The following is a 23145-nucleotide window of genomic DNA, read 5'->3' as shown; positions in this document are numbered from 1 at the left end:
TGCCGGACAGCGTGGGCATATACGCAAATTTTCGCAAGTCTGACGCTGCGAAATTTTCGCACTATTCTGCGGCAACACCGTCGGTAAATTGCAATTTCGCCAAACGCGCGTACAGACCACCCTGCGTGACAAGGCTATCATGCGTACCTTGGGCCACAATTTTACCCTCCTCGAACACAACAATTCGGTCCGCCTTTTTGACCGTTGCCAAACGGTGGGCAACGATCAGCGTCGTCCGCGTTTTTGCCAGCTCATCAACGGCACTTTGAACGGCATGTTCGCTTTCCGCATCCAGCGCGCTTGTGGCCTCGTCGAGCAACAAAATAGGCGCATCACGCAAAATCGCCCGTGCAATGGCGATCCGCTGTTTTTGCCCACCTGACAGCATCACGCCCCGTTCACCAACATAGCTTTCATAACCATCAGGCAACGCCATCAAGAAATCATGCGCGGCAGCGGCTTTGGCGGCGTCTTCGACTTCAGCATCTGTCGCAGTTGGCCGACCAAAGCGGATGTTTTCACGCGCAGTGTCGGCAAAAATCACTGGGTCTTGTGGCACTAAAGCGATGTGCTTGCGAAATTCGGAACGCTCCAGTTCGCGTAAGTCCTGTCCGTCCATTCGAACGGACCCCACCTGCGGATCATAAAATCGCTGCACCATGTGGATCATCGTGCTTTTACCAGCCCCAGAAGGCCCAACAAGCGCAACGGTTTCACCCGGCCTGATGTCTAAGTTAATGCCGTGAAGCGCTGGAATATCCGATCGCGAAGGGTAGCTAAAGTGAAGATTGTCAAACGTCAGACCACCCTTCACCGGGGCAACAACAGCTTCGGGTTCATCTGGGTCCTGAACAGTATCTTGAATTGTTAGCAATTCGACTAAACGTTCAGTCGCACCTGCCGCACGTTGCAATTCACCCCAGACTTCGGACAGGGCAGCAACCGCGCCGCCTACCATGATTGTGTAAATCATAAACTGAACCAAACCGCCTTCGGTCGTTTCACCTGTACGAACATCTTGCGAACCCATATTCAGGAACATCACGATAGCAGAAAACACCATAAAAATAACCAGCGCGGTTAAAAATGCGCGGGTCAGGATACGACGACGCGCCGACCGATAGCTTTGTTCAGTGACCTCATCGAACTTCGCGCGGCTGCGATCTTCGTGGGTAAAGGCCTGCACCGTCTGGGCGGATAGCAATTGCTCAGATGCGCCACCGCTTGATTCGGCAATGAGGTCTTGGTTTTCCTTCGAAAGGCTCCGGACACGGCGGCCTAAGATCATCATCGGAAACAGCACGACAGGGATCGGCCAAAGAACCATTACGCTCATCTTGACCGAAGTCAGAAGCATCAACACGACGCCACCAAGGAAAATCAAAACATTGCGCAACGCGATAGATGCCGAGCTGCCAACGACAGAAAGGATCAAAGTGGTGTCCGTGGTGATGCGGCTTAACACCTCGCCGGTCATCACGCGTTCATAAAACGCAGGGCTCATGCCGATCATGCGCGCAAAGACCGCTTTGCGAATGTCCGCAACAATGCGTTCACCCAACCGGGTTACAAGAAAATAACGCACCGCCGTTCCCAACGCGAGCAACCCCGCGAAAATAAGCATCGTCGTAAAATGCTGCGACAACATCTCTCCGTTATCCGCACTAAAGTTATCGACAATCAACCGTGCAGCAATTGGTAGGATAAGCGAAATAGTCGCCGTAAAGATCAACGCAAGCCCAGCGCCAATAATGTTAAACTTATAAGGCTTTAGAAACGGCCAGAGCGCTTTGAGCGCGCTAATACGTTTACCGGGAGCGCGTTCTTCAACGACTTTGGGGGATCGGGCCATTACAGTCTCATCTATATTGCTTGCAAAAGACATAAAACCGCCTGCCCTGTTTAACAAGGCGGCCATTCGTATAACTATACTACTATTCTGAATGGAAAATTTGGAGCGGGCGACGGGAATCGAACCCGTGTCATCAGCTTGGAAGGCTGAGGTCTTACCATTACACAACGCCCGCGCGCTATAAGGACGAATTATTGCACTACGACCAAAGCGTCAAGCGACCACTTCCCTTTACCTGCACAAATATCCGCTTGTGGGTCATCAAATTTCTAGAAATTTGTTTTACCCCATAAAAAAACGCGCTGCAGTCCCCCACAGCGCGTTATGAAAGCATGGATCGAATTACTTCAGCGCGATACGACCATCTGTGTAAGGTGCATAAGGTGCGTTATCGGCTAGGTACTCTGCAGTTACATCCGCAAGGTCTGGACCAAAGTCATAAGCGTCAGCCGCGTCTTTAAACATCGCATAACCATCACCACCGTTACGAACATAGTTGTTCGACACCAGACCATATGTCGCAGTCAAATCAATGGGTTCACCAGCCACCATGACATCTGACACGCGGCTTCCAGCCTCTGCGGCTGCATCCACGGTAAATGTGATACCAGCAACCTGTGGAAAACGACCTGCGCCCTCTTCGATTTGGCTCACACCGTTTTCAAGCGCGGCAACAACAGTTTCGCCGCTCACATAGAATGTGGACAGCGTGTTCTGGAATGGCAGCACAGTCAGGACTTCACCCATGGTGACGTCGCCTTCGTCGATGCTGGCACGAATACCGCCAGAGTTCGCAATCGCGATCTGAATACCTTGATCCGCAACACGATCAAGCATCGCGTCTGCAATCAGGTTACCGCCGGAACATTCCATTGCACGGCAAACATCGCGGTTCCCTTCGATCGCAGCTCCTGCCACGGCAACGACCTTGTTGCGAATTTCTTCAAGCGGCACAGCCAGCTCAGTGATCCGCGCGACCGTGTCGCTGTCTTCTGCAACTTCGCCGTCCATCAGCAAAGGCGCACCAGATGCTTCGGTCAGAACGCCTGCATCATCAAAGGTGACGTTCAGTTCGCCCAAAAATTTGCCGTAAGCGTAGGCTTGAACGATTGCCGTATCGCCAACCATTGTTGGGTAAGAACCGGCAGCGCCGTCCATATCACCCAGCAACGTGTTCGAGTGACCACCAACGATCACATCAACACCAGTGGTGTTGGCAGCAACCTGCTGGTCAACAACATAACCAGAGTGCGACAGAACGATGATCTTGTTCACGCCTGCTTCGGTCAGCTTATCAACTTCACCCTGAACCGCGTCAGAAGGATCCGTAAAGATGATGTTGTCGCCGGGGCTTGCGAGTTCGTGTGTGTCATGTGGCGTAAGACCGATCAGACCGATCTTTTCGCCGCCCTGTTCCATCACTGTGGATTTCATCAAAACGTCAGCCAGCAGTGGCTCGCCCGATACATCGGCGTTTGACATCAGCACTGGGAATTCAACCGAATCCATGAACCCACGCAGAACTTCTGGGCCATCGTCGAATTCGTGGTTACCCACGGTCATCGCGTCATAGCCAAGCTTGTTCATGAATTCCGCGGCCATCGCACCTTTGTAGTAGGTATAAAACAATGTGCCTTGGAACTGGTCACCGCCATCCACAAGGATGCTATTATTTGAACGCGCACGCGCATCAGCAATTGCAGTTACCAAACGCGCAGTACCGCCAAAGCATTCGCCAGCAGCGTTGTCTTCGGACGAGCAACCGCTGTCGTACTTGCTGATCGGTTCAAACCGCGCGTGAAAGTCGTTTGTGTGCAAGATCGTCAGCGAATAATCGGCCGCGGCGGCCCCCGCAGAGAGTGCCAGTGCACAGGTGGATGTCAAAATACGTGAAATCATTGTTTCAGTCCCCAATTTGGAATGGCCGTAGCTTGGCAACGGCCTAGTACAGAGTCAAACAGCTTCGCCAATATTAGCACCTGCCCCTACGTTAAGGCACGGCAGATACTGGCTGTGATCCGGTGCTTGACCAATTTGTGTGCAACCTGCATGACAACGCCATGCTGATATACAAAATTTTCCGCGCCCACGAATGGGCAGACCTGCAGGCCAACGGCGAAACCCAAGGTGCGCCGATTGATGTGGCTGATGGATATGTGCATTTTTCGACCGCAGAAACGGTCGCAGCGACAGCCGCGAAATACTTTGCTGATGTCGAGGGGCTTGTTCTGCTGGCGCTTGAGGCTGACGCGCTTGATCCGCTCAAATGGGAACCTGCCCGCGAAGGCGTGCTGTTCCCCCACCTTTACCGCAACATGCGTATGTCAGATGTGTTGTGGGACGCGCCACTACCGCTGATCGACGGCATTCACCAATTCCCGGAACTATCATGAAGCTGTTAGAACAAATCGGCCTTGCCGCCCTACGCCGCATCGATTCAGAAACGGCCCATGGTCTTGCGCTTAAGGCTTTGAACACGGGGCTTGGCCCCCGCGGCGGCCCGTTCACATCCGACCGGCTGCGCACGCAGTTTGCGGGGCTTGATCTGCCCAACCCGGTTGGTCTTGCTGCCGGCTTTGACAAAAACGCGACTGCGTTGAATGCGCTAGCCCGCACCGGGTTTGGTTTTCTAGAGGTCGGGGCCGCAACCCCCCGCCCGCAGCCCGGCAATCCCAAACCACGGCTGTTCCGCCTGACCGAAGACCAAGCTGCCATCAACCGCTTTGGGTTTAACAACGACGGGATGGAGGCCATCGGCACCCGCCTTGCCCAGCGTCCCAAAGACCGCGTTCTTGGCCTGAACCTTGGCGCGAACAAAGACAGCACTGATCGCGCAGCCGATTTTGCGACAGTGCTGACGCATTGCGGCCCGCACGTCGATTTCGCAACGGTCAACGTATCGTCACCCAACACCGAAAAACTACGTGATCTGCAAGGCAAAGCAGCGCTTGCTGCGCTTCTTGCTGGGGTCATGGACGCGCGCAATGCGCTAGAAACAAAAATCCCGGTTTTCCTAAAAATCGCACCAGATCTGACCGCAGACGAATTGTCCGAAGTGGCCGAGGTCGCAAATGCGTCGGGCATTTCAGCAATCGTCGCGACGAACACCACCTTGGACCGCATTGGTCTGCACGGACCACATGCCGCCGAAAAAGGTGGATTGTCAGGGCAACCCCTGTTTGAAAAATCCACACGGACATTGGCGCAGCTATCGGGCATGACCGACCTGCCCATCATCGGGGTCGGCGGTGTCGGCAGCGCAGAACAGGCCTACCAAAAAATCCGTGCAGGCGCGTCAGTTGTGCAGCTCTATACAGCGTTGGTTTACGGCGGCGTATCATTGGTTGATGAAATCACGCGCGGGCTCGATGCTTTACTAGAACGCGATGGTTTCGCGAATATCAGCGATGCGGTTGGATCAGGCAGAGGCGACTGGCTCTGAAGCCGCCTCTAACCCCGGATATTTCCACCCCAATGTGATGCCACGCACAACAAAGCTAAGCAGTAATCCCAACCATAACCCGTGGTTCCCATAAGCATTCATTAGGGGAATCACGGTCGCAAAATAGATGATCGTCGAGATGATCATCATGTTGCGCATGTCCTTCGTTCGGGTGGCGCCGATGAATATCCCATCCATCATCCATGGCAGCACCCCAACAATTGGCGCTGCAACCATATAAGGCAGATAGATGGCTGCCGCCTCTTGGACCGGAACGTTCTTAGCCATGATCGCGACGATCGTGGTTCCGAAAACTGCAAAACAAACGGCCAGCACGATACAATTAACAGCGCCCCAAAAGATGGTCATCACCGCACTTCGGCGCAGCGCTGCGCGTGAACGGGCCCCCATCGCATTCCCGACCAATGCCTCGGCCGCGACGGCAAAACCATCCATCGCATAGCCCGTGACGCTCAGGAACTGCAGCAAGATATGATTTGCCGCCAATTGGACTTCTCCAAACTTCGCGCCAAAGAACAAAAAGCTCACAAAAATCGCCTGAAGCAAAACAGAACGGATCATAATGTCCGAATTCACCGCAGCCATGTTGACCAGCCGCGCCCGGTCCAACACCCGCGCCCAGTCGCGCCAGTCAGGCACCGCAAACGCGGCACAGCACAGCCATAGCCCCAGTACAACACCGGCCCATTCAGCAATAAACGTGGCCCAAGCAACACCTGAAACGCCCCAATCGAATTCTAGAACGAACAGTAAATCCAAACCAATGTTGGTCCCATTCATCAACAATTGGATCGCGAAGACGGCACCCGTACGTTCCTGCCCGATCAACCACCCAGTGATGCCGTAAAGCGCAATCATCGCAGGCGCGGACCAAACGCGGATCGACATATATTGGCGCGCAAGGTTTTCGACCTCTGGCGTGGCTGGCGATACGCGAAACGCACCTGCAAACAGGACCCCTTGCAATAAGATAATCGCAACGCCCGCACTCAGGCCAATGATCAGAGAGCGGGTCAAAAGCGCCGCGACCTCGGCCTCGTTCTTTGCGCCAGTCGCTTGCGCCGTTAGGCCCGAAGTCCCCATCCGCAGGAAACCAAAAATCCAATAAATCGCAGTCAGGATGATCGCACCGATGCCGACGGCACCAATTGGTGCGGCCTCGCCCATCTGACCGACAACGCCTGTGTCCACGACACCCAGTATCGGCACTGTCGCATTCGACAGAACAATAGGAACCGCGATGGTAAGCACGCGACGATGCGTCAGACGCGCGATATCAGCCATGATGTTGTGGCATCAGGAAATGCCCAGTGGCCTGCGCAAATAAGCGGGTCCGGTTGTCTTGCCATGCCTCGACGTGAACAGACGCATAGCGACGCCCCGATCGGTTTACACGCGCACGCGCATAGGCATCACGTGGAAGCCCGGGCCGCAAATAATCGACCGTGAAGTCAATTGTCTTTGGCAGTACGATACGCGGGGTCACATCGGTCAGTTTACCGGCTTCCATGTCGGCCCACGTCGTTGACCATGTCAGCTCCATGATTGCAGTGACTTCTAGAAATGCTGCGGTTACCCCGCCGTGCAGTGCAGGTAGCATCGGGTTCCCGATCAGCTTATCATCATAAGGCAGCACACCGGTAAGTTCGTCACCGCGACGATCAATTTGAATACCCAAAAATTGAATATACGGCACACCTTCGACCAAACGTTGCAACGCAGAATCGCGGCGTTTCTTAACCACTTGAACAGGTTCAGGACGTTTCATTCAGGTGCCCTCTCGATCGTAAAGGCACCCGTGGCTGTCGCCACGGGGCGGCCAAAGTCACCATCAAATGCAGTCGCCCGAATAAAGGCGACAGATCGGGTCACATGATAACACTCTGCACGGGTTGTAAGTGTATCACCCGGCTTTGCAGACCGCATATAATCGATACGCAGATCTAGTGTCGCGGTCGCAATAGGGGCCGCAGGGTGCGCCATAACAGCAGCACCACTACAGGTATCCATCAGCGCGGAAACAGCACCGCCATGAATAACGCCTGTCTCGGGATCACCCACAAGGCGATCATCATAGGGCATTGTAATCTCGGCTGTGCCATCACCGATTTCGGTCAATAACATCCCCAATGTCTGCGCATGTGGAATCGCCTCGATAAACTGACGAGCAATCTTATTGCGGTTCACTGACGTTTGATCTGCCATTATTTATCCTTGCAGCAAGTTGGCTGGGTTAGGGGATTGTGACGTTCCACGCCATATCTGCAAGTCCCGATCACTAACTTACGTCACAGACCTAGTTGCCCGAGCGCCAAACAGCGGTTACGTTGAAGCAAGGGAGAACGCGATGACTGATAAACGCCTTTCATTCAAAGAGATGTGCGCAGAATTCGATGTAACGCCGCGGACGTTACGTTACTACGAATACATCGAACTGCTAACGCCAGAAAAAGAAGGGCGCTCGCGGTTTTATGGCGCGAAAGAACTTGCGCGCATGACATTGATCTTGCGTGGCCGACGGTTTGGATTCTCTTTGGAGGACATCAGACAATGGCTGATGATCTACGAACATGAAGGCACCGAAGCGCAAATGCGCGAATGGATTTCATTAGCGGATCGACAAATGATCGAACTTGCAGAACAGAAAAAGCAGCTCGAAGACACAATGTCAGAGCTCAGCGCACTGCGCGAAGAAACGGCAAAGACTTTGGGCTGATTCAACCACAAGTGGGAGTTTTGCACATTTCCTCCCTCTTATAAAATGTCCCATTCCCTAGCGTCATCTTTCTTTACCTTTCGTCAGCTTTGAAATGACGCGACGTTCCGTTTACGTAAACGTCAGCTTTGCTTGTAAGCTAAGCCTCATATCCGCAAGTGCCGGTCAGATTGATTTGCACTAAGGAACGAGTAATGACGATTGAAACGATGAATATCCGCGAGATGTGCGACGCCTTTGACGTAACCCCACGAACGCTTCGTTTTTACGAAGCGAAGGAACTGTTGTTCCCAACCCGCGAAGGGCAGAAACGACTTTTCTCAAAACGTGATCGCGCGCGGCTCAAGCTGATCTTGCGCGGCAAACGCTTTGGGTTCAGCCTCGAAGAAATCCGGCAGCTGCTGGACCTTTATCACATGGACGATGGCCAAGAGGCGCAATTGTCCAAGACGTATGAAACCGCAGAACGCCACTTGGCCGACATGGAAGCCCAGAAAGCTGAGCTCGAAGAAGCTATTGGCGAACTGAAACAACAAATGGCTTGGGGCGCGGCAAAGCTTGCCGAACTCGGCCAACGGAAAAACGACGCGGCTTAATTCGCCGCGTCAAATACAGGACTTTAGGGAGAGACACGACAATGCCAATTTATAACGCACCGACCAAAGACCTGCAGTTCGTTCTGCACGATCTGCTAAAAGTCAGCGAACAGGACATCGAAGGCTACGATGATCTTGACCGGGAATTCACTGGTGCCGTCCTCGAAGAAGCCGGCAAAGTCGCAACCGAAGTCCTGCACCCGCTGAACGTTGTCGGCGACAAAGAGGGCTGCGTTCTTGAAAACGGCGTTGTTCGCACGCCAAAAGGCTTTAAAGCCGCGTTTGAACAAATGAAAGAAGGCGGCTGGACTGCGATGGATTGCGATCCAGAGTATGGCGGTCAGGGCCTGCCCTACGTCATGAACAGCGCCGCGCAAGAACCATTTGTGTCTGCAAACATGGCGTTCAACATGTATCAGGGCCTGACACACGGCGCCTATTCCGCGATCCACGCGCACGGTTCTGACGCGCAAAAGCAGACGTTCCTGCCTAAAATGGTCACATGCGAATGGACCGGCACCATGAACCTGACTGAACCACATTGTGGCACCGATCTGGGCCTGATGCGCACCAAAGCAGCCCCACAAGCTGATGGCAGCTACAAACTCTCTGGCCAAAAGATCTTTATCTCGGCTGGTGAACACGACATGGCGGATAACATCATCCACCTTGTGCTGGCGAAAATCGAAGGTGGCCCAGAGGGTATTAAAGGTGTTTCCCTGTTCATCGTGCCAAAATTCATCGTGAACGAGGATGGTTCGCTTGGTGATCGCAATGGCGTGTCTGTCGGCTCTATCGAAGAAAAGATGGGCATCCACGGGAACTCGACCTGCGTCATGAACTATGACGAAGCAACAGGTTACCTGCTGGGCACAGAGCACAAAGGCATGCGCGCGATGTTCACAATGATGAACGAAGCCCGCATCGGCGTTGGCCTGCAAGGCTATGCCCAAGCTGAAAGCGCATACCAGAACGCCGTTGCCTATGCGAACGACCGCCTGCAAGGGCGTGCCGTAACTGGTGCCGAAAACCCAGATGGCCCAGCCGATCCACTGATCGTACACCCAGATATTCGCCGCAACCTGATGGATCAGAAATCATTCGTCGAAGGTGCACGTGCATTCACACTTTGGGGTGCAAACCTGATCGACCGCGCACACCGCAATAACGACAAAGAAGCTGACGGTCTGATTTCACTGATGACACCCGTCATCAAGGGTTTCCAAACTGACAAAGGTTTCGAATACGCGGTTGCTGCACAGCAGGTTTACGGCGGTCACGGCTACATCGAAGAATGGGGCATGTCCCAATACGCCCGCGACGCGCGTATCGCGATGATCTACGAAGGCGCAAACGGCGTTCAGGCGCTGGACCTTGTTGGCCGCAAACTGGCCCAAGACGGCGGCAAACACGTCATGGCATTCTTTGAGATGATCAAGACCTTTATCAAAGAAAACGAAGGTAACGAAGCGCTCAAAGCTGACTTCCTTGAGCCGCTTAAGGCGGCGTCAAAAGACCTGCAAGCTGCTGGTATGTACTTTATGCAAAACGGCATGAAGAACCCAAACCACGCGCTGGCTGGGTCCTATGACTTTATGCATATGATGGGTCACGTTTGCTTTGGTCTGATGTGGGCGAAAATGGCTAAGGCCGCGATGGAAGCACTTGAAGGCGGTGCATCTGACAAAGCGTTCTACGAAACCAAAATCGCAACAGGCCGTTACTACATGGCGCGTCAGCTTCCCGCGACTGGTATGCACCTTGCCCGTATCAACACCGGTGCGGACACAGTGATGGCGCTGGACGCAGCAAACTTCTAGGTCAATGAGTATCGCCCCCGCCGGAGCCTCCGGCGGGAGTATTTCACCCAAAGCGAGGGCAAAGAGTCCCCCGAACCTGAGAGAGTTCCCCACGTCTGGGGCGCAGCAACACAGGCCAGGGTCCTCGCTTTGTACGGTCATCGGCTCTCCAGCCTGTACCGCGGGACTATGGTGGCCCATGATGGTTACGAAACGGTCAACAAAGCGCGGCTATCCTCGCTTTGTTCCAAATACTCAAAAATGCCCCGCAGGGGCAAAACCGGGAGAGAACCACATGACCATGAAATTGCATTGCTTTGGGGAAAGCGGTCATTCGTACAAAGTCGCCATGGCGCTTTCGATGATGGATATCGAATGGGAACCTTTATTCATCGATTTTTTCAAAGGTGAATCCCGCAGTCCCGAATACCGCGAATTGAACATCATGGGCGAAGCCCCAGTGTTGCAGGACGGCGATCTTACGTTGACGCAATCTGGTGTGATCCTTGATTACCTCAGCTCCAAAACTGGCAAGATGGGTGGGCGTTCAGCCGATGCACGCCGCGAAGTGCTGCGTTGGATGTTCTTTGATAACCATAAGCTGTCCAGCATCGCTGGTATGCTGCGGTTCCAAATGAATTTCCTACCAGAAGACAAACGCAACGCAGACGTAATTGCATTTCTATCGGCCCGTCTCGCGTCAGCACTCAAAACGCTCGACGATCAATTGACCAACCACGCGTGGTTGGCAGGCGATGACATCACAGTCGCCGACCTGTGCTCCGCCGGGTACCTTTTCTACCCCGAACCATTCTCATTCGACCGCAAAGATTACCCGAATATCGACCGCTGGCTTGACGCAATCGCATCCCAGTCCGGTTGGAAACCACCTTATGAACTAATGCCCGGCAGCCCCGCTGACCGTGCCTGAACGGAGGAAACTATGACCGAAGCCTATATCTATGACACCGTGCGCACTCCGCGCGGCAAGGGCCGCAAAGACGGCAGCCTGCACGAGGTGAACTCTGCACGCTTGTCCGCTGGCGTTCTGAATGCGCTCAAAGAGCGTAACAACCTCGAAGGTCACGCCGTGGAGGACGTGATCTGGGGGAATGTCACCCAAGTTGGCGAACAGGGCGGTTGCCTTGCGCGTACTGCGGTTTTGGCTTCAGACCTTGACCAGTCGATCCCCGGTCTTGCGATCAACCGTTTCTGTGCATCTGGCATGGAAGCCGTGAACCTTGCTGCAAACCAAGTCAAAGGCGGCGCAGGTTCTGCATATATCGCTGGTGGCGTGGAAATGATGGGCCGCGTGCCAATGGGTTCTGATGGCGCTGCAATCGCTGTCGATCCATCCATCGCGATGGACACTTATTTCGTCCCCCAAGGTATCTCTGCCGATATCATCGCGACTGAATATGGGTTCACCCGTGAAATGGCCGACCAGCTTGCCATGGAAAGCCAAAAGCGCGCGGCGGCCGCTTGGGAAGACAACCGTTTTGCCAAATCCATCGTGCCTGTGACTGACGTGAACGGCCTGACCATTCTGGACCGCGACGAATATATGCGCCCCGGCACAGACATGCAGTCCCTTGGCGGCCTGAACCCAGCCTTCCAAGCCATGGGTGAAACCATGCCCGGCTTTGATAAAGTCGCGCTGATGAAGTACCCGCACCTTGAGCGGATCAACCACATCCACCACGCCGGTAACTCTTCTGGTATCGTGGACGGTGCGGCTGGTGTCTTGATCGGTTCCAAAGAATACGGCGAAGCAATGGGGATCAAACCTCGCGCTGTGATCCGTGCCACTGCGAAAATCGGTACCGATCCAACCATCATGCTGACAGGCCCTGTGCCCGTGACAGAAAAAATCATGAAAGACAGCGGCATGTCCATCAGCGACATCGACCTGTTCGAAGTAAACGAAGCATTCGCATCCGTGGTACTGCGCTTCATGCAGGCGTTCAACGTGGACGACAGCAAGGTCAACGTGAACGGTGGTTCTATCGCCATGGGTCACCCACTGGGTGCCACAGGCGCGATCATCATCGGCACCCTGCTTGACGAACTTGAACGCACTGGCAAAGGCACTGGTCTTGCCACGCTTTGCATCGCATCCGGCATGGGTGCAGCCACAATTATTGAACGCGTGTAAGGGGCCACTGTTATGACTGACTTTACAATGAACAAAGGCGCTGACGGCGTCGCAATCATCACTTGGGACGTTCAGGGCAAATCCATGAACGTCATGTCCATGGAGGCTTGGCCCGTTCTAGACGGCCTTGTTGACGACGCGCTGGCCGACGACGCGGTCAAAGGCATCGTGATTACATCCGGCAAAGACACATTTGCTGGCGGCATGGACCTGAACATCATCGCAAAGATGAAAGAAAGCGCTGGCGACAACCCTGCCAAGGGTCTGTTTGACGGTCTAATGGGCATGCACGCCGTCCTGCGCAAAATCGAACGCGCCGGTATGGACCCAAAAACCAACAAAGGTGGCAAACCTATCGCAGCCGCCCTGCCCGGCACTGCGCTTGGCATTGGTCTCGAAATCCCTCTGGCCTGTCACCGCATCTTTGCGGCAGATAACGCCAAAGCCAAAATCGGCCTGCCAGAAATCATGGTCGGCATCTTCCCCGGCGCCGGCGGCACAACACGTCTGTCACGCAAGCTGGGCGCAATGGGTGCATCGCCCCTTCTTCTCGAAGGCAAGCTAAACGACCCTAAGAAAGCCAAAGCAGCTGGCGTGATCGACGAAGTTGTTGCTCCAGAGAATCTTGTCGCACGTGCAACGCAATGGGTTTTGGCCACAGCAGGCGCAATCCCGAACGAAGAAATTCCGGTCTATCCACTTCAACTCTCTGATCCCAAAGACCCGGATTCAGATCCTGTTACGATGCCAATGGGTAGCGATAAGATCGTGAAACCATGGGATGAAAAGGGCTATAAAATGCCCGGCGGTGCGCCGTACCACCCTGCTGGCTTCATGACCTTTGTTGGTGCATCCGCTATGGTCAACGGCAAGACCCAAGGCGCATTCCCTGCGGCCAAGGCTCTGCTGTCAGCCGTCTACGAAGGCGCATTAGTCCCATTCGACACAGCGCTCAAGATCGAAGCACGTTGGTTCACCAACATCCTGATGAACCCATCTTCATCTGCAATGATCCGCAGTTTGTTCATCAACAAAGAAGCGCTTGAAAAAGGTGCAAACCGCCCAGACGTCGCTGACCAAAAGGTCAAAAAGGTCGGCATCATCGGCGCTGGCATGATGGGCGCAGGCATCGCATTGGTTTCTGCACTAGCTGGCATTCAGGTTGTCCTGATCGACAGCACACAAGACGCTGCCGACAAAGGTAAATCCTACACCACGTCCTACATGGACAAAGGGATTTCCCGCAAAAAAGCGACCGAAGAAAAGAAAGAAGCCGTGCTTGGCCTGATCAACGCGACAACGGACTATGCCGCACTGAGCGGCTGTGATCTAATCGTTGAAGCCGTGTTCGAAGACGTCGGTGTCAAAGCCGAGGTCACGAAAAAGGTACAAGCTGTCGTCGGACCTGACTGCATCTTTGCGACCAACACGTCGACCCTGCCGATCACTGAACTTGCCAAGGCATCTAACGACGCTGAAAAGTTCATCGGCATCCACTTCTTTAGCCCTGTCGACAAAATGCTTCTGGTCGAGATCATCAAAGGCAAAGAAACCGGAACCGTGGCTGTGGCCAAGGCGCTCGATTTCGTGCGTCAGATCCGCAAGACACCAATCGTCGTTAACGACGAACGGTTCTTCTATGCGAACCGCTGCATCATTCCTTACATCAACGAAGGCATTCGGATGGTGAAGGAAGGCGTAGAACCTGCGCTGATCGAAAACGCGGCGAAACTGCTGGGCATGCCGCTTGGTCCGCTTCAGTTGGTTGACGAAACTTCGGTTGATCTGGGCGTGAAAATCGCCAAGGCGACAAAGGCGGCTATGGGCGACGATTACCCAGATGGCGAAGTCGATGAGGTTCTGTTCTGGATGTTTGACCAAAAACGTCTTGGCCGTAAATCCAACAGCGGGTTCTACAGCTACGACGACAAAGGCAAACGTACCGGTCTTTGGGAAGGTCTAGCCGCGCAGTACCCTGTTGCAGACGATCAGCCTGAGCTAACCACAGTGCAGCACCGCTTGATGTTCGCACAGGTACTCGAAGCTGTCCGTGCGCTCGAAGAAAACGTGCTCGAAGACATCCGCGAAGGTGACGTTGGTGCGATCCTTGGCTGGGGCTTTGCGCCTTGGTCTGGTGGCCCGTTCAGCTGGCTGGACATCATCGGCACACCGTATGCAGCAGAACGCTGTGACCAACTGACCGAAGAATTCGGCCCACGGTTCACAACCCCTGCCCTGCTGCGCGAAATGGCTGACAAGAACCAAGAGTTCTACAAGCGCTTCGCAGCTGCTGAAAAAGCTGCTTAAGACAAACGGCGCATCCTGTTTTTTCAGGGTGCGTCATCCCAGTTGGGTTTTGCCCGCCTACTTGTGATTACCGACATGACAATACGTCCGCCCCGCGATATTGTTTCTAAAAAAGGCAGTTCGGGCAATGACAGCACTTGATAAATATGAGCGGCTGGAATGCGACGGCTTGTGGCGCGCTGACAGCGATGCGCAGCGGCGCGACGTCGTCATTTCCTTTGGCAACGCGACACTGGTGATCGCGGATGGCGCAGGGCGTCCGCTAACCCACTGGTCGCTACCTGCAATCCTACGCACAAACCCCGGCGAAACGCCCGCAATCTATGCCCCCGGCGATGACGCCGACGAAACCATCGAAATCTCAGACGACCTGATGATCGACGCCATTGGTGAAATCCAAAAGGCGCTCGATAAGGCACGACCAAAACCCGGAAAACTGCGTCACCTGACGACAGCTGGCATCACCGCCACAGCACTGGCGTTGGCCGTTTTCTGGCTACCCGGTGCATTGACGCGCCAGACCCTATCAGTCGTGCCAATTTCAAAACGCACCGAAATCGGCGCAACGATGCTGGGCCACATGCAAGCGACGACTGGCGCACCATGTCGCGAACCGCGCGCAAACGAAGCGGCAGTAAAGCTCGCCCAGCGCCTATTTGGGGCAGAAACGCGCACCAAAATCGTGGTTGTCCCGCATCTAGACCAAGGTGCAGTATCCATTCCCGGACGGTTGATTTTGCTCGATTACGGGTTGTTGCAAAAGGCGGACGATCCGGCAGCACCGGCTGGCTTTATCGTGGCCAGTCGCGCAGGAACCGGCGAGAATGATCCACTGGAAACTGTACTGCACAGCGCAGGGCTTAGCGTGACGTTCAAGCTACTAACAACGGGCGAAATCCCGTCCGAAGTACTGCAAGAAAACGCGCAAGAAATCACCGCAGGGACAGGCTCAACACCGAACCGAGCCAAACTACGCGCTGCTTTCAGCGCGGCACAAATCCCGCATGCGCCTTATCTGGCGCTGCTAGATGAATTGACTGGGAATATGCCCGATTTGGGCCTGGACCCGCTCGAGGGTGAAACACTGCCCGCCATTTTGACGGACAGTGAATGGGTAAGTTTGCAGAACATCTGCAACATCTAAGCGTTTATTTGGTGCCGAACATCCGGTCGCCAGCGTCACCCAGTCCGGGCACGATATAACCTTTGTCGTTCAGCTTTTCGTCGATGGCCGCAGTAACAATCGGCACATCCGGGTGTGCTTTTTTCATGCGGGCGATGCCTTCGGGTGACGCAAGCAGACACAAGAAACGGATGTTCTTGGCACCCGCCTTTTTCAGCAGGTCAATCGCCGCGACTGACGAATTACCTGTGGCCAGCATTGGATCAACAGCAATAACCAAACGGTCTTCTAGCTCGGTTGGGACCTTGAAATAATACTGAACCGGCTCAAGCGTTTCTTCATCGCGATAAAGCCCGACAAAACCAACGCGTGCAGACGGGATCAATTCCAGCACACCATCTAACAGACCATTGCCAGCCCGCAAAATCGACACAAGCGCCAGCTTTTTGCCGTCAATAACGGGCGCATCCATTGTCTGCAGCGGCGTTTCAATCTGCTTGGTCGTCATCGGCAGGCCGCGCGTGACCTCGTACGCCAATAGCTGGCTAATCTCACGCAGTAGCTGTCGGAACACAGCAGTCGATGTATCCTTCTGGCGCATCAGCGTCAGTTTGTGTTGCACCAATGGGTGGGTCACGTGGGTGACATGATCAGTCATTTTTAGGCTCCAATCGTTTTGCCACACGGGCGCGGGTTTCTTCATCGCAAAAGGCGGCGTTCAAGGCAGTTTCATTCAGCGCCCTAAAATCATCTTCGCCCCAGCCAAATGTCTTAGCTAGCATTTCGTATTCAGCGGTCATTGTCGTGTGAAAGAACGGCGGATCATCCGTAGATACCGTCACTTGCACACCAGCATCGCGCAGTTTCGCAATCGGGTGCGCGCCCCAGCCAGTGACCGCTTTCAGCACAACGTTCGAACCCGGGCAAACCTCTAGCACGACACCCTTATCTGCGATCTCTTCCATCAAGTTCGTATCATCAATCGCGCCAATACCGTGGCCGATGCGTTCGACCTTCAGGTCGCGAATAGTCTCGGCAACCATCGAAGGGCCGCCCCATTCACCAGCGTGAGCTGTCAACTGCAAACCAGCCTCGCGCGCCATGTCAAAGCTATAGGCATAATCACCCGGACGCCCGGCCATTTCGCCGCCGGCCATGCCAAACCCGGTGATGAAATCACCCTTGGTTTCGGCGGCACAACGGGCTGCGACCTTACACTGATCGGGACCAAAATGACGGATACCCGTCACGATACCACGCAAGGTAATACCCATCGTGCGTTCGGCCTCATCCGCGGCATCCTGCATCGCCGCCAGATAATCACGCCACGCGGAAACATCACCGCCACCGCAGAAATCAGGTGACACGAATGTCTCCATATAGACGACGCCATGCGCGGCGGTTTCTTCCAGCACAGCCATAGTTAGGCGGCGGAAATCCTCGGGCGATTGCAGCGGCTCACATGCGGCCTCGTATACCTTTAGGAAATGATCGAAGTCGCGAAATGCGTAGCTGCCGTCAGCGTTAAAGATGCCACTGATGTCGATATTCTTTTCGCGGGCCAGCCCAGCGATGAACGCAGGCGGCGCCGATCCTTCAAGGTGCGTATGAAGTTCGACCTTTGGGATATCTTTGAAATTCATAGGAAACTGCGCCCCTCTCCGTTATACTTTACGCCCAAGTGCGCTGCGATGCTCGCTGCCACGTCAGTGAACGCCAATTGGCCAAGTTCCCGCGCACCGATCCCATGGACAAGCACTGGAACCCGCTCGCGGGTGTGGTCAGTCCCGGACCAAGTCGGGTCATTGCCATGATCTGCCGTGACGATCAACAGATCATCAGGGTGCAATCGGGGTAAGATACGCCCAAGTTCCGCGTCAAACCATTCAAGATGCCCGGCATATCCTTTGGGGTCACGACGATGGCCAAATTCACTGTCAAATTCGACAAGATTAGCAAAGACCAAAGCACCATCGTCGGCCTCGTCCACCAAATCGCTGATATGCCCCATCAACGCGTCGTCGCGCCCTTTGCGTAGGTCATCTATGCCGCGCATCGAAAAGATGTCGCCAATCTTGCCCACGGCATAAACCTTGCGGCCCGCATCGTGGACGTAGTCACATATCGTCGGGGATGGCGGCGCAATCGCGAAATCTTTGCGGTTGCTGGTGCGTTTGAAATCACCGGGTTCACCGATAAACGGGCGTGCAATCACGCGACCAACCTTCATTTCGTGCAGCAGTGGCGCGATATCAGCGCACAGTTTTAGCAGGCGATCCAATCCAAAATGTTCTTCATGCGCAGCAATCTGCAAAACCGAATCCGCCGAAGTATAACAAATCGGCCATCCGGTTTTCAGATGCGCTTCGCCCTCTTCCTCGATGATCGTGGTACCAGATGAATGGCGGTTCCCCAGAATCCCGTCTGTACCTGCCGCCGCGCAAATATGCGCGACAACGTCATCTGGAAACGCTGGCTGCACATCAGGGAACACGTGCCAGTCCCACGGGACAGGCACACCTGACAGCTCCCAATGACCTGATGGGGTATCCTTGCCCTGTGAAACTTCGGTTGCAGCCCCCCAGCCACCCGTCGGCGTTGCGCCCATACCCGGTGCGTCCTCTCCTGACGCCAGCTTAACAGCGGCACCCAGCCCCAGCGCATCCATCACCGGAACCCGCAAACCTGCGGTTTGGGCAATATGCGCCACCGTATTCGCCCCCGTATCGGGCAAGTCACCGTTAAAGAACCGATCCGCATCTGGCGCACCGCCGATACCGACGCTGTCGATGACAACCAAAAATGCACGCGCCATCATGTGATCCTTTCAATAATCAGTGGGTCGGGTTTTGCTGCGTCTCCGATCCGCACGGCAGCCTGAACGGTAGCCACAGCCTCTGCTGCGTCACCATCAGTCGCGGCATGCACCATGCAAAGCGGATCACCCGCAGCAACGGCATCCCCTAGCCCAATCATATCAGTAAAGCCAACAGACGGATTGATTTTGTCGGTCTCAACCCGGCGTCCACCACCCAATGCAACCACGGCAAATCCTAGCGCCTCACCATCAATGGCAGCAATGTGCCCCGCTGTGGGGGCCGGAACCGGTTTCACCACCGGCGCTTTGGGCAGATGGGTATGCCAGTCATCAGCCATATCAGGCGGGCCACCCAAGGCGGCAACCATCTGGCCAAATTTCTCCATCGCGGCACCCGAACTGATCGCGCGGGTTACCTGCTCCTCGGCATCTTCAACACCGCGCATCGCCAATAGCCGCACACAAAGCGCAACGGTCAATTCATAAAGCCGGGGCGCAGCAGCGGCGTTGCCTGATAAAATCTCCATACAGACAGCCACCTCAACCGCATTGCCCAAGGCGGGTGCCAGAGGCGCATTCATATCGGTGATCATTGCCTCGGTTTTGCAGCCTGCGCCGTTGCTGGCATCAACCAATGCGCGCGCCAAGGCCTGCGCATCTCCGGACGTTTTCATAAACGCGCCCGAACCACATTTCACATCCAGGATCAGCCCCTCGAGCCCCGCCGCCAGCTTTTTCGCCAGAATAGAGGCCGTGATCAGATCCACGCTTTCAACCGTCGCCGTCACATCACGGATCGCATAAAGGCGTTTATCGGCAGGGGCAATTTGGCCAGTAGCACTGACAATGGCACAGCCGATATCGCGCGTGATCTTGTGCAAACGGCGTTCAGTCACATCAACAGACAGACCCGGGATCGCCTCAAGCTTATCCAGCGTGCCACCCGTATGCCCCAACCCACGACCAGAGATCATCGGCACGTAAACACCACAGGCGGCCAAAGTCGGCGCAAGGATCAATGATACGCAATCCCCCACGCCACCCGTCGAATGTTTATCCAACACAGGTCCCGGCAAATCCCAATGCAGCACATCACCACTGTCGCGCATGCCTTTGGTCAGCGAAACGCGGCCTTCGTCAGACAGGCCATTCAAGCAAACAGCCATCGCAAAGGCGCCCGCCTGCGCGTCGCTTACTTCGCCCGTCGCCAGACCTTTGGCAAACCATGCCAATTCTTCGGCACTGGGCGTGTGGTGGCGGCGCACCGCAGCAATGATCGCACGGGCATCCATCTTAGACGCGGCTCATGTAATCGGCGTCAAAGCTGCCCGGCAGCAGATCAGCAACGGTTGTTTTCGCTGTTACACCATCAACGGTCGTCAGTGTCACAACGACATCACCATCCGCGAATTCCGCGATCTTTTGACGACAACCGCCGCAGCAACTGATGGGTTTGGGACTGTCCGCGATCACGGCAATTTCGGCAATTCGCGTATCGCCTGCGGCGATCATCGCAGCAATCGCACCGGCCTCGGCGCATGTGCCTTCGGGATAGGCGACATTTTCAACGTTACAGCCAGCATAGACCGCACCTGACGTCGCTTTAATAGCAGCACCTACTTTGAACTTTGAATAAGGCGCATAGGCATTTTCACGTACCGCGCGGGCTGTTTCGATCAAGCTCATCATTCTCTCCGTGTTGATTTAAGCAGACTGATCTTTGATGCGCGCGGATGCAAGACCCGACAACCAAGGCCATACTGCATCGAATGATTTGCCAAACGCCCCCAAACTGTGATTAACGACAGACAATAATTTCCGTTGCGGCAAGAAAATGGTTTAACATTAAACCATAGTTGGAGGGACCCATGACAGATAACGCAAAAGACAGCACACGACAGGCCGCGCTGGACTATCACCAGTTCCCCAAGCCCGGGAAACTTGAAATTCGCGCAACCAAACCTTTGGCGAACGGCCGCGATCTGTCACGTGCTTATTCCCCCGGCGTCGCCGAAGCCTGTCTCGAGATCAAAGCGAACCCAAACACCGCCCGCGATTACACAACACGCGGCAACCTTGTGGGCGTTGTGACCAACGGCACGGCGGTTCTTGGTCTTGGAAACATTGGCGGATTGGCCTCAAAGCCTGTCATGGAAGGCAAAGCCGTCTTATTCAAAAAGTTCGCCAATATCGATTGCTTTGATATTGAACTAAATGAACCCGACCCCGAAAAATTGGCCGACATTGTTTGCGCGCTTGAACCCACCTTCGGCGCGATTAATTTAGAAGACATCAAAGCACCCGACTGTTTCATTGTCGAAAAAATCTGCCGTGAACGGATGAACATCCCCGTGTTTCACGACGATCAACACGGTACGGCAATTGTTGTTGGCGCTGCCGCGACCAACGCGTTGCGCGTCGCTGGCAAGAAATTCGAAGACATCAAAATCGTCAGCACAGGCGGCGGCGCGGCTGGCATCGCATGTCTGAACATGCTCCTGAAACTTGGCGTGAAACGTGAAAACGTGTGGCTATGTGATATCGAAGGCCTTGTTTACAATGGCCGCGAAAAGGACATGACCCCGCAAAAAGCCGAATACGCCCAAGGCACGACACCAGCCACATTGAACGATGTGATCGCTGGTGCTGACATGTTCCTTGGCCTGTCTGGACCGGGCGTTCTGAAACCTGAAATGGTCGCGCAGATGACTGATGCGCCAATCATCTTTGCACTGGCCAACCCTACACCGGAAATCAGCCCGGCCGAGGCACGCGCAGTCAAGGCAGACGCGATCATCGCAACCGGCCGCAGTGATTTTCCGAACCAAGTCAACAACGTGCTGTGCTTCCCGTTCATCTTCCGCGGTGCGCTGGACGTTGGTGCGACCGACATCAACGACGAGATGAAGATCGCCTGCATCGAAGGTATCGCCGCCCTCGCCCGCGCCACAACAAGCGCCGAGGCAGCAGCAGCCTACACCGGTGAAAAGCTAACGTTCGGCGCCGACTACCTGATCCCGAAACCCTTTGATCCACGCCTGATGGGCGTTGTCGCCAGCTCTGTCGCGAAGGCAGCGATGGAAACAGGCATCGCCACCCGCCCCATCGCGGATATGACCGCATATAAGGCAAACTTGGACGGGTCCGTCTTTAAATCCGCGATGATCATGCGCCCCGTCTTTGACGCGGCACGCACTGTGACCCGCAGCATCGTCTTTGCCGAGGGCGAAGATGAACGGGTTCTGCGCGCATCCCAAGCTATCATGGAAGAAACGACAGACACGCCAATCCTGATCGGTCGTCCAGACGTAATCGCCCAGCGCTGCGAACGTGCCGGCCTGAAAATCCGCCCCGGCGTTGATTTCAGCATCGTGAACCCAGAAAACGATCCGCGTTACCGCGACTATTGGGAAACCTACCACAACCTGATGGCCCGCAAAGGCGTGACACCTGATCTGGCCAAGGCCATCATGCGCACCAACACCACAGCGATTGGTGCCGTCATGGTCCACCGCGGAGAGGCAGACAGCCTGATCTGCGGCACATTTGGTCAATTCCGCTGGCACCTGAAATACGTGACCGAGATCCTCGGAAACGAGACGCTCCACCCTGTTGGTGCCCTGTCTCTGATGATCCTTGAAGACGGTCCATTGTTCGTGGCCGACACACAAGTGAACTCGGAACCGACACCCGAACAAATCGCCGAAACCGTGATCGGAGCGGCCCGCCACGTGCGCCGCTTTGGGGTCGATCCCAAGATCGCGCTATGTTCGCACAGCCAGTTCGGCAACCTTGACTGCGACACAGGCGTACGTATGCGCGCTGCAATGGCGATCCTGGACAGCCAACCGCGCGACTTTGCTTACGAGGGCGAAATGCACATCGATGCCGCGCTAGACGTCGAACTACGCAACCGTGTCTTCCCAGACGCCCACCTTCCGGGCGCTGCAAACGTATTGATCTTTGCCAACACTGACGCCGCATCCGGCGTGCGCAACATCCTAAAAATGAAAGGCGGCGGCCTAGAGGTCGGACCGATCCTCATGGGCATGGGCAACCGCTGTCATATTGTCACACCATCCATCACGCCGCGCGGACTGCTGAACATGTCGGCGCTGGCGGGGACACCGGTTGCGCATTATGGCTAATAGATAATGCGCTTTGTGGCCTTTTAAATAAGGTCACAAAGCGTACTCCTATTCCCCAACTTGTCATCGTGTCGCGTTAATCGCTACGATGTAAAAAAGTTTACGCCCATCGAACTTCTTCAAACCAGACCGCTTGCCGGGTTGGCAACTGATGCGTAACACTTTCTC

General features: G+C 54.9%; 20 protein-coding genes and 1 tRNA gene. 10 read left to right on the top strand and 11 right to left on the bottom strand.

What is annotated here, in order from left to right:
• Positions 1 to 61: 61 nt before the first annotated feature.
• The 3 genes from CYQ09_RS12625 to CYQ09_RS12615 all read right to left on the bottom strand — a co-directional run bounded on the left by CYQ09_RS12625 (position 62) and on the right by CYQ09_RS12615 (position 3751).
• Positions 62 to 1852: an ABC transporter transmembrane domain-containing protein gene (locus CYQ09_RS12625; RefSeq protein ID WP_106745891.1), complete on the bottom strand. Its 1791-nt coding sequence runs from the start codon at positions 1850 to 1852 to the stop codon at positions 62 to 64.
• A gap of 101 nt (positions 1853 to 1953) precedes the next feature.
• Positions 1954 to 2027 (bottom strand) — tRNA-Gly (locus tag CYQ09_RS12620).
• A gap of 167 nt (positions 2028 to 2194) precedes the next feature.
• Positions 2195 to 3751, bottom strand: a complete 1557-nt coding sequence (locus tag CYQ09_RS12615) for a bifunctional metallophosphatase/5'-nucleotidase (RefSeq protein ID WP_106745749.1) — start codon at positions 3749 to 3751, stop codon at positions 2195 to 2197.
• A 161-nt stretch (positions 3752 to 3912) separates the two neighbouring features.
• Between CYQ09_RS12615 and CYQ09_RS12610 the strand changes: the two genes are divergently transcribed.
• Positions 3913 to 4245, top strand: coding sequence for a DUF952 domain-containing protein (locus tag CYQ09_RS12610; protein WP_106745748.1), 333 nt, complete (start codon positions 3913 to 3915; stop codon positions 4243 to 4245).
• Positions 4242 to 5294: a quinone-dependent dihydroorotate dehydrogenase gene (locus CYQ09_RS12605; protein ID WP_106745747.1), complete on the top strand. Its 1053-nt coding sequence runs from the start codon at positions 4242 to 4244 to the stop codon at positions 5292 to 5294. The genes CYQ09_RS12610 and CYQ09_RS12605 overlap by 4 nt, the downstream gene beginning before the upstream one ends.
• Here the strand turns inward: CYQ09_RS12605 and CYQ09_RS12600 are convergent.
• From CYQ09_RS12600 to CYQ09_RS12590, 3 genes are read right to left on the bottom strand one after another with little or no spacing between them, the layout of a single operon-like run.
• On the bottom strand, positions 5271 to 6599 hold the full coding sequence (locus CYQ09_RS12600) for an MATE family efflux transporter (protein WP_106745746.1): 1329 nt from the start codon (positions 6597 to 6599) through the stop codon (positions 5271 to 5273). The genes CYQ09_RS12605 and CYQ09_RS12600 overlap by 24 nt on opposite strands.
• Complete coding sequence (locus tag CYQ09_RS12595) at positions 6592 to 7083, bottom strand: PaaI family thioesterase (protein WP_106745745.1); 492 nt, start codon at positions 7081 to 7083, stop codon at positions 6592 to 6594. The genes CYQ09_RS12600 and CYQ09_RS12595 overlap by 8 nt, the downstream gene beginning before the upstream one ends.
• Complete coding sequence (locus CYQ09_RS12590; protein ID WP_106745744.1) at positions 7080 to 7520, bottom strand: PaaI family thioesterase; 441 nt, start codon at positions 7518 to 7520, stop codon at positions 7080 to 7082. Before CYQ09_RS12590 ends, CYQ09_RS12595 begins: the two co-directional genes overlap by 4 nt.
• A 142-nt stretch (positions 7521 to 7662) precedes the next feature.
• Between CYQ09_RS12590 and CYQ09_RS12585 the strand changes: the two genes are divergently transcribed.
• From CYQ09_RS12585 to CYQ09_RS12555, 7 genes are all read left to right on the top strand, one after another.
• Positions 7663 to 8031 carry a MerR family transcriptional regulator gene (locus CYQ09_RS12585; RefSeq protein WP_106745743.1) on the top strand — a complete coding sequence of 123 codons (369 nt, stop codon included), beginning with the start codon at positions 7663 to 7665 and terminating at the stop codon, positions 8029 to 8031.
• A 194-nt stretch (positions 8032 to 8225) separates the two neighbouring features.
• Entirely contained in the window at positions 8226 to 8627 is a 402-nt protein-coding gene (locus tag CYQ09_RS12580) for a MerR family transcriptional regulator (protein WP_106745742.1), read from the top strand.
• 41 nt (positions 8628 to 8668) lie between these two features.
• Positions 8669 to 10447, top strand: a complete 1779-nt coding sequence (locus CYQ09_RS12575; protein WP_106745741.1) for an acyl-CoA dehydrogenase C-terminal domain-containing protein — start codon at positions 8669 to 8671, stop codon at positions 10445 to 10447.
• Between the two features lie 274 nt (positions 10448 to 10721).
• Positions 10722 to 11357, top strand: coding sequence for a glutathione S-transferase family protein (locus CYQ09_RS12570; protein ID WP_106745740.1), 636 nt, complete (start codon positions 10722 to 10724; stop codon positions 11355 to 11357).
• Between the two features lie 12 nt (positions 11358 to 11369).
• A complete protein-coding gene (locus CYQ09_RS12565; protein WP_106745739.1) occupies positions 11370 to 12581 on the top strand; it encodes an acetyl-CoA C-acetyltransferase in 1212 nt (403 codons plus the stop codon).
• Between the two features lie 12 nt (positions 12582 to 12593).
• Positions 12594 to 14888: a 3-hydroxyacyl-CoA dehydrogenase NAD-binding domain-containing protein gene (locus CYQ09_RS12560; protein WP_106745738.1), complete on the top strand. Its 2295-nt coding sequence runs from the start codon at positions 12594 to 12596 to the stop codon at positions 14886 to 14888.
• Between the two features lie 127 nt (positions 14889 to 15015).
• Positions 15016 to 16032 carry a hypothetical protein gene (locus CYQ09_RS12555; protein WP_106745737.1) on the top strand — a complete coding sequence of 339 codons (1017 nt, stop codon included), beginning with the start codon at positions 15016 to 15018 and terminating at the stop codon, positions 16030 to 16032.
• Positions 16033 to 16036: 4 nt separating this feature from the next.
• Here the strand turns inward: CYQ09_RS12555 and upp are convergent, their stop codons facing one another.
• Genes upp through CYQ09_RS12530 form a run of 5 tightly spaced genes read right to left on the bottom strand, consistent with a single transcriptional unit; the run spans position 16037 to position 20515 of the window.
• Complete coding sequence (gene upp / locus CYQ09_RS12550) at positions 16037 to 16669, bottom strand: uracil phosphoribosyltransferase (protein WP_106745736.1); 633 nt, start codon at positions 16667 to 16669, stop codon at positions 16037 to 16039.
• Positions 16662 to 17654 (bottom strand): adenosine deaminase, encoded by a 993-nt coding sequence (locus CYQ09_RS12545; protein WP_106745735.1) that lies wholly within the window; start codon positions 17652 to 17654, stop codon positions 16662 to 16664. Before CYQ09_RS12545 ends, upp begins: the two co-directional genes overlap by 8 nt.
• A complete protein-coding gene (locus CYQ09_RS12540) occupies positions 17651 to 18826 on the bottom strand; it encodes a phosphopentomutase (RefSeq protein WP_106745890.1) in 1176 nt (391 codons plus the stop codon). The genes CYQ09_RS12545 and CYQ09_RS12540 overlap by 4 nt, the downstream gene beginning before the upstream one ends.
• Positions 18826 to 20121, bottom strand: a complete 1296-nt coding sequence (locus tag CYQ09_RS12535) for a thymidine phosphorylase (protein ID WP_106745734.1) — start codon at positions 20119 to 20121, stop codon at positions 18826 to 18828. The genes CYQ09_RS12540 and CYQ09_RS12535 overlap by 1 nt, the downstream gene beginning before the upstream one ends.
• 1 nt (position 20122) lies before the next feature.
• Complete coding sequence (locus CYQ09_RS12530; protein WP_106745733.1) at positions 20123 to 20515, bottom strand: cytidine deaminase; 393 nt, start codon at positions 20513 to 20515, stop codon at positions 20123 to 20125.
• Between the two features lie 182 nt (positions 20516 to 20697).
• Between CYQ09_RS12530 and CYQ09_RS12525 the strand changes: the two genes are divergently transcribed.
• A complete protein-coding gene (locus tag CYQ09_RS12525; RefSeq protein ID WP_106745732.1) occupies positions 20698 to 22977 on the top strand; it encodes an NADP-dependent malic enzyme in 2280 nt (759 codons plus the stop codon).
• Positions 22978 to 23145: the final 168 nt, after the last annotated feature.

Source organism: Yoonia maritima (assembly GCF_002933395.1).
GTDB classification, from domain to species: Bacteria; Pseudomonadota; Alphaproteobacteria; order Rhodobacterales; family Rhodobacteraceae; genus Yoonia; species Yoonia maritima_A.
The sequence above is the reverse complement of the archived record's forward strand: the minus strand, read 5'-3'. Positions and strand labels throughout refer to the sequence as shown.